This is a genomic window from Wolbachia endosymbiont (group B) of Camptogramma bilineatum (genome assembly GCF_947251825.1).
GTDB lineage: Bacteria > Pseudomonadota > Alphaproteobacteria > Rickettsiales > Anaplasmataceae > Wolbachia.
In genome coordinates, this window is record NZ_OX366391.1 from 1,090,780 (window position 1) to 1,103,731 (window position 12,952).

General features: G+C 33.2%; 13 protein-coding genes. 7 read left to right on the forward strand and 6 right to left on the reverse strand.

Annotated elements, in window-relative coordinates; all coding sequences use genetic code 11:
• Positions 1–34 precede the first annotated feature (34 nt).
• Both OPR44_RS05495 and secD read left to right on the forward strand, forming a co-directional pair.
• Positions 35–409 carry a hypothetical protein gene (locus OPR44_RS05495; protein WP_264374926.1) on the forward strand — a complete coding sequence of 125 codons (375 nt, stop codon included), beginning with the start codon at positions 35–37 and terminating at the stop codon, positions 407–409.
• A 72-nt stretch (positions 410–481) separates the two neighbouring features.
• Positions 482–1,996 carry a protein translocase subunit SecD gene (gene secD, locus OPR44_RS05500; RefSeq protein ID WP_265014637.1) on the forward strand — a complete coding sequence of 505 codons (1,515 nt, stop codon included), beginning with the start codon at positions 482–484 and terminating at the stop codon, positions 1,994–1,996.
• Positions 1,997–2,275: 279 nt separating this feature from the next.
• Here the strand turns inward: secD and OPR44_RS05505 are convergent, their stop codons facing one another.
• From OPR44_RS05505 to OPR44_RS05515, 3 genes are all read right to left on the reverse strand, one after another.
• Positions 2,276–3,190 (reverse strand): outer membrane protein, encoded by a 915-nt coding sequence (locus OPR44_RS05505; protein ID WP_264374928.1) that lies wholly within the window; start codon positions 3,188–3,190, stop codon positions 2,276–2,278.
• Positions 3,191–3,249: 59 nt separating this feature from the next.
• Positions 3,250–4,476, reverse strand: coding sequence for a tRNA (N(6)-L-threonylcarbamoyladenosine(37)-C(2))-methylthiotransferase MtaB (gene mtaB, locus OPR44_RS05510; protein ID WP_265014638.1), 1,227 nt, complete (start codon positions 4,474–4,476; stop codon positions 3,250–3,252).
• A 217-nt stretch (positions 4,477–4,693) separates the two neighbouring features.
• Entirely contained in the window at positions 4,694–5,248 is a 555-nt protein-coding gene (locus OPR44_RS05515) for a hypothetical protein (protein WP_264377991.1), read from the reverse strand.
• A gap of 364 nt (positions 5,249–5,612) precedes the next feature.
• Between OPR44_RS05515 and OPR44_RS05520 the strand changes: the two genes are divergently transcribed.
• Positions 5,613–5,861, forward strand: coding sequence for a hypothetical protein (locus OPR44_RS05520; RefSeq protein ID WP_007301923.1), 249 nt, complete (start codon positions 5,613–5,615; stop codon positions 5,859–5,861).
• A 373-nt stretch (positions 5,862–6,234) separates the two neighbouring features.
• Here OPR44_RS05520 and OPR44_RS05525 read toward each other — a convergent pair whose 3' ends face one another.
• Complete coding sequence (locus OPR44_RS05525) at positions 6,235–7,077, reverse strand: hypothetical protein (protein ID WP_265014639.1); 843 nt, start codon at positions 7,075–7,077, stop codon at positions 6,235–6,237.
• Positions 7,078–7,348: 271 nt separating this feature from the next.
• Between OPR44_RS05525 and recG the strand changes: the two genes are divergently transcribed.
• Positions 7,349–9,388 (forward strand): ATP-dependent DNA helicase RecG, encoded by a 2,040-nt coding sequence (gene recG / locus OPR44_RS05530; RefSeq protein ID WP_265014640.1) that lies wholly within the window; start codon positions 7,349–7,351, stop codon positions 9,386–9,388.
• A gap of 331 nt (positions 9,389–9,719) precedes the next feature.
• Complete coding sequence (locus OPR44_RS05535) at positions 9,720–9,950, forward strand: hypothetical protein (protein WP_265014641.1); 231 nt, start codon at positions 9,720–9,722, stop codon at positions 9,948–9,950.
• Between the two features lie 170 nt (positions 9,951–10,120).
• On the opposite strand, the gene ykgO is transcribed toward OPR44_RS05535, so the two are convergent.
• Positions 10,121–10,249, reverse strand: a complete 129-nt coding sequence (gene ykgO, locus OPR44_RS05540) for a type B 50S ribosomal protein L36 (protein ID WP_006015378.1) — start codon at positions 10,247–10,249, stop codon at positions 10,121–10,123.
• A 69-nt stretch (positions 10,250–10,318) separates the two neighbouring features.
• Entirely contained in the window at positions 10,319–11,137 is an 819-nt protein-coding gene (locus OPR44_RS05545) for a pyruvate, water dikinase regulatory protein (protein ID WP_265015454.1), read from the reverse strand.
• Between the two features lie 142 nt (positions 11,138–11,279).
• On the opposite strand from OPR44_RS05545, the gene ccmC reads away from it, so the two are divergent.
• Together ccmC and OPR44_RS05555 are read left to right on the forward strand one after the other, a co-directional pair.
• The gene (gene ccmC, locus OPR44_RS05550; RefSeq protein WP_264377995.1) at positions 11,280–11,990 is read left to right on the forward strand and encodes a heme ABC transporter permease CcmC; all 711 of its coding nucleotides are present in this window, start codon (positions 11,280–11,282) and stop codon (positions 11,988–11,990) included.
• A gap of 339 nt (positions 11,991–12,329) precedes the next feature.
• Positions 12,330–12,926 (forward strand): hypothetical protein, encoded by a 597-nt coding sequence (locus OPR44_RS05555; protein WP_265014642.1) that lies wholly within the window; start codon positions 12,330–12,332, stop codon positions 12,924–12,926.
• Positions 12,927–12,952: the final 26 nt, after the last annotated feature.

Sequence of the window (12,952 nt, forward strand, 5' to 3'; positions counted from 1 at the left end):
AGTATCACGAACATTTAGTAATCGACGAGTATGTATGTTTGATATTTTAAAAGATTCTAATGGCAGATTTAATAAAAAGAATATTTTACCTCTTGTAGGTGCCACTGTCGCTATTATTCTAACAGCATTAAGTTCAGTAGTAGCAATTCCCAGATTTTCCTCTCATCCTTCTCTATCTAGTCCTCTCGGTTGGAAAGATCCAAGTTATAGTGAATTTCTTGCTATTCACATACCAGCTACCATAGTTACTTTCTCAATACTTGGTTTATGCATTTACCTTCCGATTGATAGCATTAGAAAAAATAAACAAATAGAGAATCTTAAAGCTACCTCTGAACCTCATTCATGGATTTATAATGATATTTTAGAAAAACAAACGCAGACCATCAATTATAGATCAGGGCTTTAGGCGGTCCTAATCTTTTAGGTGCTTGTGATTAGCAACTATTCGGTCTACAATGCACTAATATAGTTTAAATTTATGCCAAACAAGATAATAGTAAAATCTCTTTCAGTGTTACTAATTTTTTTGCTGTCCTTATATATAATACTGCCAAATTTTATTGATAATAAGTTCTTTACCTCAAAAAAGAGAATAAATTTAGGGCTTGACCTGAAAGGTGGATCATCTCTGCTTCTAAATGTAGACTTAGATTTTTACTTCAAAGAGAAACTAAGCATGCTAACCGATGAAATAAAAGAAGGTCTGTTAACACAAAAGATTGAATTTAGCGCAAAAAACGATAAACAAGTGGTTGTAACTTTAAATAATATTGATGATTACAAAAAAGTTTCAACGTTAATACATAAAATAAACCCAAATTTAGAATTGAGTAGAAAAAATACTGTAATTTTCATTTCATATAAACCGCATTATAAGAATTCATTAATCAATGAAGTAGTTTCAGAGTCAATAGTTAATGTTCAAAGACGCTTAGATAAGCTTGGTACTAAGGAAGTAAGTGTGCAAAAACAAGGACAAAATAAGATATTAGTCCAAGTTCCTGGAGTAGAAGACACTCAGCAGATAAAATCTCTGCTTGGCAAAACAGCCAAGCTGGACTTCCATTTAGCAAACACCAATGTAGCTAAAATGCAAGATATCGATCATGACACTACGATTATGCTCAAGGATTCTTTGGGTAATTCCTACCCGATATTCCGCAAAACTGAAATAGGCGGTGATTCATTAGTTAACGCATCAGTTAGATTTGGCAATTTAGGTAAACCAACAGTACATTTCAAATTCGACAGCATAGCAAGCAAAAAATTTGCAAAAATTACTAAAGAAAATGTAGGAAAGCCTTTTGCAATTGTTTTAGATAACACAGTCTTAACTGTACCAACAATACGTGAACCTATTCTAAATGGAGAGGGAGAAATTAGCGGTAATTTCACTGAAAAACAAGCGAGTGAACTTGCAATACTTTTAAAATCAGGTGCACTACCTGCACCACTTAAAATAATTGAAGAAAAAAACATTGGTCCAAGCCTTGGAGAAGAGTCAATAAAAGCAGGAGAAATTGCAGCAATAATCTCTATCATAGCCGTTGGTTTATCTATAATCATTACTTACGGCAAATTAGGCTTGTTAGCGTCTGTTGCACTCGTTTTTAATGTAATCTCTATACTACTCATTCTTACCTTACTTGAAGCAACTCTTACTCTCCCTGGAATTGCTGGCATTGCTCTAACTGTTGGCATGTCGGTAGATGCAAATGTTTTAATATTTGAACGCATTCGCGAAGAAATAAGAGCAGGAAAAAGAACAGCTCGTGCAATTGAAGAAGGATTTAAAAACGCAATAAAAACAATCCTTGATTCAAACCTCACTACACTAATTGCTTCAGGAATAATGTTCATTATTGGTAGCGGAGCAATTAGAGGATTTTCTATCACTTTATCGATAGGAGTTTTATGCTCGATGTTTTCTGCAATTATAGTCACAAAACTTCTGATAGAATTGTGCATCAACCCACAAAAGCTAGTACTTTAGTATCTGTTCAGAAAAGTGACAAAATAAGATAGACGAGAAAAGACAACTAAATGGTTGTCATGCAAGTAGCTATCCAGTCTTTTCGTCGTCAAAAACGTTGTAACATGCTCACCAATTTAGTGAGCATAAAACCAATATATTTGTGGAGGAAAAGGAAAAAAGAAACAGAAACCATCTTCAGGCTATCACAAAGGATATGGCCATAAGATTAAAGATATGGATAGATTTATCAAATTTCTGAATGGAAATCAGGATATTAGAATTGAAAAGATATTATTACTAAAAATTAAACATCAAACCAACTTCAATATTATGAGTGGATATATCGTCTGCAATAGGTGTTGGAATATTAAAGTAACGATAGCCGAGAAAGGTTTTAACTTCTGGAATTACTGAGTAATCAACACCAAGCTTTATTTGATAAACAAGCCAAGGAACATTCAGTGGCATTAAATTTTTAGATGATTTATCAATCCTTTTTAATCTAAAAACTGTTGATCCTATACCAAGACCAATATACGGAGCAAATTGAGTATTTTGAACATTAGGGTTATAGTAAAAATTTAATAAGAATGCAGATACACTTGCTGATTTATCAAATACCGGAGGAGAGTTACTATCTTCAATATTGACTTTAGAATACATGGTCTCAAAATCAACTCGGCCATTTTCTCCAGCATAGTAACCTACAGATATGCTGCTAAGCCACTGAAAATCAATTTTACCGTTAAATTTTTTTATGTTTTTAATTTCATCTCCTAAGAATAGGTCTAAAAGAAAACCACCATAACGGCCCTCAGCTAAAGCAAGAACTCTTTTTCCTATTGCACGTATACCCTTCACAAATACTTCTGAGCTATCAGAATATATCTTACCACCATTAGCACTAACATAGAAACCAAGTTTTTTTGATTTTTCCTTTGTAGGTTTAGCTTGATCTGCAATACTTGGCCACATATTTTTCTGATTAGCTACTTGGAAAACAGAAGGTGAACTACTTTCAAGTTCTTGACATTTTATTGGCACTTCTTTTTCAGTAACTTCTTCAGAATGTATCACACTTTCATTATTGTCCGTTTCTAATTTTAAGGGCTGCACTTGCTCAATGTGTGTATTGTTACTGATATAAGTAATAAAAAAATAGACACACGGAATGAAGATGAAAAATAAAGCAATAGATATTCTAATTATCATAAATGAATTATCACTTATAGTATAACTACTATATCATATATTCCTTTAATGTACAAAAATTAAGAAATAATATTTCCAATTAAACAATTATTTTCTATTCCTTTAACATGAGCTTTCACAATACTTTTAGCTTGAACTCTTGATGTAAGTTTTATTAATGCAAAATTTTCTGTTCTACCAATATTATTCTGCTCAACCAAAACGCTTTGCTCAGTGCCGAGCAAAGATTGATAAAAACTGCTCATCATTTCTTTATTTATTTCTCTTAGATGCTTTACTCGTTCTTTACGTACATTCTCTGGTATTTGTGGCATCCGTGCAGCAGGTGTGTTTTTCCGCTCTGAATATGGAAAAGCATGTAGATAAACTACATTTATTTTTTTCAGTAAATCAACTGTATCCTGAAACATTTTATCAGTTTCTGTTGGAAATCCAGCAATAATATCAGCGCCAAATGCTATATTAGGTCTTAAGCTCTTCATTTTATGATAAAATTCTATCACCTGTTCTCTATTGTGACGACGTTTCATTCTCTTTAGTATTAAATTATTACCAGACTGTAGACTCAAGTGTAAGTGAGGCATAAGTCTTGACTCATTAGCTATTAAATCCATTAGTTCATCATCAACTTCAGCAACATCAATAGAGGAAAGTCTTAGTCTCTTTAACTGTGGTATATCCTTTAAAACTCTTCTAATCATTGAACTGAGTGATTGCTTACCAAACAAATCTGTACAAAAGTCAGTAATATCAACACCTGTAAACACCACTTCTTGATACCCATTTTCTATAAAAATCTTAATTTGCTCTATAATATTGTTTACTGGCACAGATCGATTATTTCCTCTTGCCTCAGTAATTGAGCAAAATGTACAACTATGATTACAACCATTTTGAATTTCAATAAATGCCCTTGATTTATCTTCAAATCCATTAATGAGAATAGGTTCTACTTGGTTATCACTGACTAAGATTTCATCATTATTTAGTAGATAATTTTCAGCTCTGAGCTTGTCTTGATTACCTAGCACTTTACTTACACCAGGAATATCACTATATGATTTAGGATCTAATTGAACGGCACAGCCAACTACGATAATTTCTTTACTTGGGTCGTTTTTATAGATCTTACGTATTTTTTGCTTCACTTGGCGTTCTGCTTCGTTTGTCACTGCACAGCTATGCACTACAACAACATTTTCTCTCTTTGCTTTTTTTAATGCTTCTTTGATTAACTCACTCTCGTAGAAATTTAGACGACAACCAAATGTTATTACTTCATTCATGCTTTTGCTTTAATAGATCTAAATTATATCAAATATCCAAGCAAAATGACTATTTTTTTGTAGATATTATAATTTAAGCATAACTTCTGGAGTTGAAAATCACAGGAAGAATTTGTAGATATACAGTAAGATCATTTAGCATTAAAAAAAGCTTAGGCCAATGATGTTAACCTCAAGCGAATATAAACCAAAAAACATTTTGCTAAACCTTGAAGCTCTACCATGCAAATTCATCTATATCATTTGGTACATAAGTGTCAGAATAAGCTTCATCCAAACTTTCTGCTTTCCATGGAAGCCATGAAGAAGGTTTTATCTTCTCTAAAACTTTACCTGGTATTGATGTTATCTCTTGCTTTACGTCTTCTTTTAATTTTTCTATTTGTAACCGAGCAAAATCTTCCACGCGAACCATGAGTTTATCTGTTAGCTCTTTTATCATGTCTTGATTTTGTTCTGCAACTTTCTTTGTAATAGGTACGACAATTTTACTTATAATCTCCGTTCCTAATGGAACAACGATTTGCTTTGCAACCTGATCACTAACAGGTTTAATAAGGTAATCTGCTATACTCTTTGCTGTATCTCCAGTCAGATTTGTTATTTTTTTTAAACTATCACCAATAATACCATAGTTTTTTTGGTACATCATATCTTCATCAGCAACTTCATATCTCCCTAAATCATCATACATTCCCATTTGTTGGTGAGACAATCCATTTGCATCAGATACATATCCGTATTTATTAAGTGAATTGGAATTAGACCGCATAACATTCTCCTAATTATTTATATATGCCTATTTTAGGCATGAAACAACTAACAAAACATTAACTTTTAAGAACTCTTCTCAATTAATACATCAATAAAGGTAAGACCATATAATTTTCTCCTTTCTTGATACTATTCTCCTCCGAACTTAGTTCACACAGTTATTCAGACACTTCTGAATTTACCACCCCCAATTCCACTGCTTTTTTATATTTTGACTAGGTCTTCTCCTACAATTAGATAATCAGTACTCTTATCTGAAATGTACCATATAACTACACCAAGCTACAAATATGACACAAGAGTTTAGATTATTTTAGTTATTCTCTTGTATAAGATACTCTTTATATCAAAAAGAGGACCATATGAGTGAAGCAACTTTTTCTGAAAAAAATCAGCTTTCTAGAGAAGACATAGCAGAGTTAACAGAACTTATGTGTCTTGAACGAAGTGAAGTAAGTGAAAGTGGAACAGGGCTATTAGAACTTATAGCTGAACAGGAGCAAATACTTGAGGATTTAGGAATAGAATCAAAAGAGCTTTTATGTTCTCAGCATACAGGAATGTATGAGAACCTTAGTCAGCCCTATTCTACGGATCTCGAGGTTTTATAGCAGATATATAGATTATCATTATTATTGATACCTACTCAAGAGTTGCTATGGCAAACAGAGAAAACTGCAATTACTGCCGCTAATCTTTTTAATATATCTTTCTTTGATGGTGCTATTATCGCGCATTTTGACTGATATGGGCTATGATAAACCAGAAAATCACAGCTATATTTAGGAATTGAGACAAGGCCTCATTTAGGTAAATATTGCTATGCAGACTTTTCTTGATAGCAAGCATATTGCTTTTTAGAAAAATATTAGTAGCATCAAACATTAGAGATTGATATTAGTTTTTCTGTCAGATTAAGTTGCGTCTAGTACAACTGACTATGCAAATAAGCTAACAGAACTTGAGATATTTTAATTGTTAGTTTTAGGGTGTATTTTTGTGTTCATTGCTATGAATGGGCAGAGCTACCTCTTCGAGGTAGCTCATCGGATCACCTAAATCATGCTCTATTTCTACTTCAAACTTGAACCCTAACTTCTCGCAGAATTTGTAGAAATATTCTTTAATAATATCAAATAAACTTATGCCATCAGTTTTATAATCTCTCAATTTTCGAGGTACAGTAAGTGACAATTTGCCATCTTGATATACTACATCATCTTTCCCATCTTGATACTGAAGTGTGAATTTGATTGAACTTTGTATAGTAGCTATAGCTGCATCTTTTGAGTTTTCATATTCCTTTGTCTTGTTAGAGTCTAATACAGATATAGACATTTTAGATTCAATTTTTGTATAACTTGATTCAGTGCAATTAATATTTATTGTTTTCTTGAGAACCCCAGTTACGAGGTTGTGGCTTGCCAACTCAGGTGTATCAACATGAAAAGATAAATTACCATCATAACCAAGTTGGTTACAACTGGTGATTAACTCTTCCAAAATAGGATCACTTGGAACTTTTGCTGCAGCATATTTGAACATTTCCCTGAAAACTTCTTTTGCAATTAGGCGATAATTATTGTTTTTATCTCCTTTTTTTGGTAATAGATGAGTATACCCTTTACCTAGATTGTAAAACCTTTCAAACTCCTCTTTATATTGGTCGGTTTTTTTATTGCCAGGTATCTCTTGCTTTTTATAATGTCTATCCCAAACTTCATCAAAATTATGTTGATCTACTCCATCTATCAATGCACCAATTAAAATTTCGTCTAGACTTTTGCTGTTAATAACAAACCTCATTCTTCGAAAATCGTCATACATCTGTTTTCCAGTAGTTGCTAACTTGTTGTTTTTGTCAGCTCTTAACCTGCTAAAATCAAACTTTTCTGCCTGAGCTTTTAGTGTAACGACTGGATTTCCCTTTTTTTTCCTGTATAGAGTTGTTCATTATTAATACTTTGATATGAATTGCTGATAGTATAATAATACATAAAAATAGTTAATATGTCAATAATATACTTAACATAGACAGTCATAATAGGGTGACAGGATTTTAGTAAGGCTCTATTATGAATAAACGGTTTTACACAGTATGAATGTTGATGAGCAGTCAAGTGTGCTGACTTTTCTAAATAGTAAAATTGAGAATATACCAAGGTTTCATTCCGCAATATTGCCTAAACTTTGCGGTGGAGACAGAGTAATGGACTTGCTGTTTTATAGGCCGTTCAGTTATGTGGATAGAAGTAAATCACTACCTGATGCTCAAGTGGGAGAATTTACAACTTTTGTGGCAAAAGTGTATGAGCACCAGCGCCCCACTGTTAGAGGTAGGCCATATAAAATAATCGTTGAAAGTGAAAGTCAGTATTTATTTATAGTTTTTTTTAATTACTCAGTTAAATATTTGTATAAATTATTTCCAGTTGGAACAGATATAGTAATCAGTGGTAAACTTGAAAAGTTTGCCGAACATTGGCAAATTACTCACCCAGATTACATGTTGTCTGATATCAATCTATTTAAAGAAATAGCCTGCATAGAGCCAGTTTACCAATTATGTCGCGGTATTACTAACAAGAGCATTAGAAACATAATAAGTTCTAATCTAAAAGATTTGCCTGATTTGCCAGAGTGGATAGATGAAACATTAATCAAGCAAAAGAAATGGCTGAATTGGAAAGAAAGCATCATAAGATTGCACAGACCGAGCTCACTCGCAGAAGCAGAAGTTTGCAGAGAAAGACTTGCTTATGATGAGCTATTTGCGTACCAGTTGGCACTAAAGCTTGCAAGGGAAAATCATGTAAAAAAAGAGGGAAAAGAATTTATAATATTGAGTAAATACAAAGAGCAGGTCTTAAATGAATTACCGTTCCAATTAACAAATGATCAAATTCGAGCGATAGATGAAATCTCAGAAAGACAAAAATCCAGATACCGCATGGTAAGTCTGCTGCAAGGTGACGTTGGGAGTGGCAAAACTGTAGTTGCACTCTTTGCGATGCTGAATGTGGTAGAAAATAACATGCAAGTAGCTCTAATGGCACCAACTACTATCTTGGCTGAGCAACATTATAATTGGATCGAAGAAGCTCTATCTTGTACTGATATAAAAGTTGCTTTGCTTACCGGTAAAACTGCGCGCAAGGAAAGAAAGATTATTATGAACGAACTTGCAAGTGGTATTTTAAATATAGTAATTGGTACTCATGCATTATTTCAAGCCAACGTTACATTTAAAAATTTAGGACTCGCAGTCATAGACGAGCAACAGCGATTTGGAGTGATGCAGAGGAATCGGTTGGTAGGAAAAGGAGAAAATACCGATATACTTTTTGTTACTGCAACTCCCATTCCAAGAACCTTGCAGCAAGCTATGTATGGTGATGTTGAATGTTCTATTTTAAGGGAAAAACCAAAATCTAGATTGCCAATAAAAACCGTTATTATGAACGTTAAAAAAGTATCAGATATTATTCAAAGACTGAAAGATGCTATAAATAGAGGCGAAAAAGCATATTGGATTTGTCCATATATAGAAGAAAACGAAGAACTCAATATTGCCGCAGCAGAAATGCGCTTTCAGGAACTACAAAAGACATTTTTTGATAGAGTTGGAATAATACACGGAAAACTAACTCAAGAGCAGAAAGATCAAGTGATGTTTTCCTTCAAGAGGAATGAATTTTCTCTGCTTGTTGCAACTACTGTGATAGAAGTTGGCATAGATGTACCAGATACAACTATTATGATTATAGAGAATGCAGAGCAGTTCGGGTTATCGCAATTACATCAGTTAAGAGGTAGAGTAGGACGAGGAAATAAACCGTCTTTTTGTGTACTGTTATATGACAATCTCAGTAAAAGTTCGTATTCAAAGTTAAAGATTATGTGTGAGTCACAAGATGGATTTTATATTGCTGAAAAGGATATGATGCTGAGGGGTAGCGGAGATATTCTAGGCACAAAACAATCAGGGTGCATGGAGTTTAAATTTGCTGATTTATATGAGGACAGAGAATTGCTCAACCTTGCATATAATAGTGCAAAAGGTACAATAGCTAATTTTGAATTACTGCTTGATATATTTGAATATAGAAGTAGACTACATTTTTCAAAATTTCAGTAATCTTCCAAGCCATAACCTTCATGAGTAGAAATTCCTTGACAGACGGGAGTATTTAACAAACCATATGCGTCAAGTTAAGGAAAAATAAGAGTGAAGAAGAAGTTTTTACCATAAGAATAAATTGTGCAGAGTTAATAGCAGGCCCTGTAAACAAAATGTTAGCAGGTCAAATTAATCAAGGGCAGGAAGTATAAAAATGGAAAAAAAGCGGTAACTTAGCCTAATGACAATAAATATATATATATAGAAGGTACCGTTTTAAAGAGCACAAAAGGAATACACAGTAAAAGCGAGAAGAAGTTGAGAATATGTATGGAAGCAGTGTGGAGAAGTGGCTGCCAATGATCAAAAATTTACCACAATTACAGAAGTATACACAAGAGGTTTAAAAGGTGATGCAAAAAGGGAATTTTGGCAAAATGACTTAAGTATGCACAACAAGATTTGCATAATTGATGATCAGATGTCATTCATGCTCAGCCTATATATAGAAAAAATTCTCAAGCTCAAGAGGGCTTGGGGTGGAACTAAAATTCATGGACTTGTTGACGCACGTAATTAATTTCTTTTTTTTAAGTTAATTAATGTTAACAAGCCACGTCTGCCTGTAATCATGTTAATACCAAAATATAATGTAAGAGAAGAAATGGGCAGTGCTATGCAACAATTTTTGTTTCTTTCTAACCATGCTTCCATATGAAAAACATATGACATAAAAAGGAAAACAAAAAGCTAAGAACCTTGACGCGCTTTACATCTTGGCTTTACCTTATTTATAATATAAACCTTACCACCCCTTTTCACAACTTTACAATTTTTATCTCTGTTACGATGAGATTTTAGTGACCCTTTAACTTTCATATCTACAGTAAGAATAGAATTACCTTACATTATGATCACTGACAGAGAGTTAGTCAATTGATAAATTTTTCACATTTTATTAAAATACTGTATAATTGTTGCTGATACTTCTTCGATTGACCTTTGCGTGACATCAATAATTGGCCAGTTATTTTGCTTAAAGAACTCCTCTGCTTCTTTAATTTCCTTTTCTACTTTTCTAGGGTCAGCATATATATTATTACCTTCATTATTAATTGAAGTCAGTCTATTTTTGCGTATTTCTATTAGCCTTCTTACGTCTATTGTTACTCCTATAGTCAGTTTATTTTTTAATTTTGCTAAGTCGACGTAAAAGGGTATCTCGCTAACAAAAGGAACATTTGCAACTTTATAGCCTCGGTAAGCTAAATACATACTGGTGGGAGATTTTGATGTGCGTGAAACTCCAACCAAAATTATATCGGCTTTATCAATATCTTGAATATTTTGTCCATCATCATGATTAATGGTATAGTTTATTGCCTCAATGCGCTGAAAATATTCGTTATTTATCTCAGCATGTAAGTCAAGTTTTTCGTCTTTTTCAATTTTAAGATAGGATGAGATTTCCCTAATAATGTGTGATAATATCGCTCTGTAGGGAATTTTTAGCTTTATACAATTATTTTTTAGATATTTTCTTAGCTTATCATTAGTAATAGTGCATATAACAAAATTATGCTCATCACTTTTTCTATTAATTTCCTCTAAAATTTTGTCAATCTGCTCTTCTCCTTTTACGAAAGACCAAACATATTCGATCGTTTCTACAGAACGAAAGTGTTTCAGAGCTGATTTTGCAACTGATATAACAGTTTCACCACTTGAATCTGACACTAAGTGTAGGTTAAGCTTTTTAAGGGTCATCAACGTTATAATAAAAATAATAGCAAGCAATCTGCTACTGAAATTGTGCTAATTTATTATACTACGTAAATATAGAAAAACTATCTTGTTGATAAAACTCAAACTAATTGATAAATTCTTAACACAATTATTCTCAAAACGAATGTTTTTATTAAAGCCTACAAATTTCACTTCTTTTGCTAAAAAAGCTCTACCTTGGCTTGGGGTTATTTGTTTCGCATGTTTTTTAATTGGAATGTTCTTGGCATTATTCTTCTCCCCAGGAGATTATAAACAAGGAGAAATTGTACGAATTATGTATCTTCATGTGCCTTCTGCATGGCTTGCTCTTGGAATATACGGACTCATTGCATCACTCAGTTTCATTTCGTTGGTATGGAACAATAGTGTTGCTAGTGTCTTAGCACATGCCGCTGCTCCTGCAGGGACAGTCTTTTCGGCAATATGCTTAATCACAGGTAGCGTCTGGGGAAAAGGAACATGGGGTACTTGGTGGGTATGGGATGCAAGGCTTACTTCAATGCTGATTTTGTTTTTTCTGTATGTTGGTTATCTTTCATTGTGGAGCGCTTTTGATAATCAAGCAAGAGCAGAGAAATCATCAGCAGTATTTGCCATTTTTAGTGCTATAAATATTCCCATAGTAAAATTTTCTGTGAATTTATGGTCTACTCTTCATCAGCCAGCAAGTATTTTTAGAAAAGGTGGAGTAGCAATAGAAGGTTCTTTACTGCTGCCACTCATTGCAATGTTTATATTTTGTACCACACTTTTTTTAGTAGTGTGGATACTTAATGCCCTTCATTTAATTAATTTGCAGAAGATAAAGAGAGAAATCAGCATGCGATATTAGGTATATAGTTCCAGAGTGTAATGTTGTGAACAGCTACGGAAATTAAAATGTAGAGCAATCATCAGCAGAGACTGAGTGGTATAAAAAATAGCTGAAGAATGTGAAAAAGGAAGTGGTATAGATAAACCTGTTACCGATAGAGAAGGTGAAATTGATACGGGCGAACCTGTTACCGATGAAGGAGAGAATGAAAATGGAGAAATTACATCTTGAAAAGTAACCTCAGATTGTTCCAAGTATGAAAATTGTGGGCCGTATTCTCATTTTTATAAAGTTGATAATAAGATAGGTTGTCAAGGTTTTAGTGCATCTGATTTACTAAAGGAATTATATCCTGAGATGTACAGTAATCCTAAGATTGCAAAATATATAGAAGAGGGAGCAAATGGTAATTATGGTGCAGTAAATTTTAAATTTGCCTTTACAGAGGATCTTAATTCAATATCCTGGCTTGGTAATATAGAATGTGAAAAATGTGTCGATGATCAAATAGAGTTAGCGTGTCAAGAAGAAGAGATTAAGAGTTTCTGCTACCCGAACGTTTACCGTAGTAATCCAGAATTCAACAAGAGCTTTTTTTCCAGAGGAGCATGTCCTAATCTCTTTAGAGAGTCCAGTGAAACAAGTGTTGTAAAAGCAAAACAAGTTGCACCATTGATACTTGTTAATACCTTAGGACAAATGATAGATAAAGAGGGTAATAACACTAAAGTATACTATGATGCATTGAAGCGTTATCTAAATGATGATAGTAAAATCAAGGATTGTGGAGATAATCAAAAGTGTAAGGATTATATTCCAATTATGGAGAAAGTTGCATGGAATAGTGATAAGGAAGTACTATTAAAAACTGCTGTTAATAATACGCAAGAAGCAAATCTTTACTATTATGACAATGAGGATAATTTTGTTTCCGTTGATAATTATCCTATATAAGGTTGAATGTTATCTAGTCTTTTCTG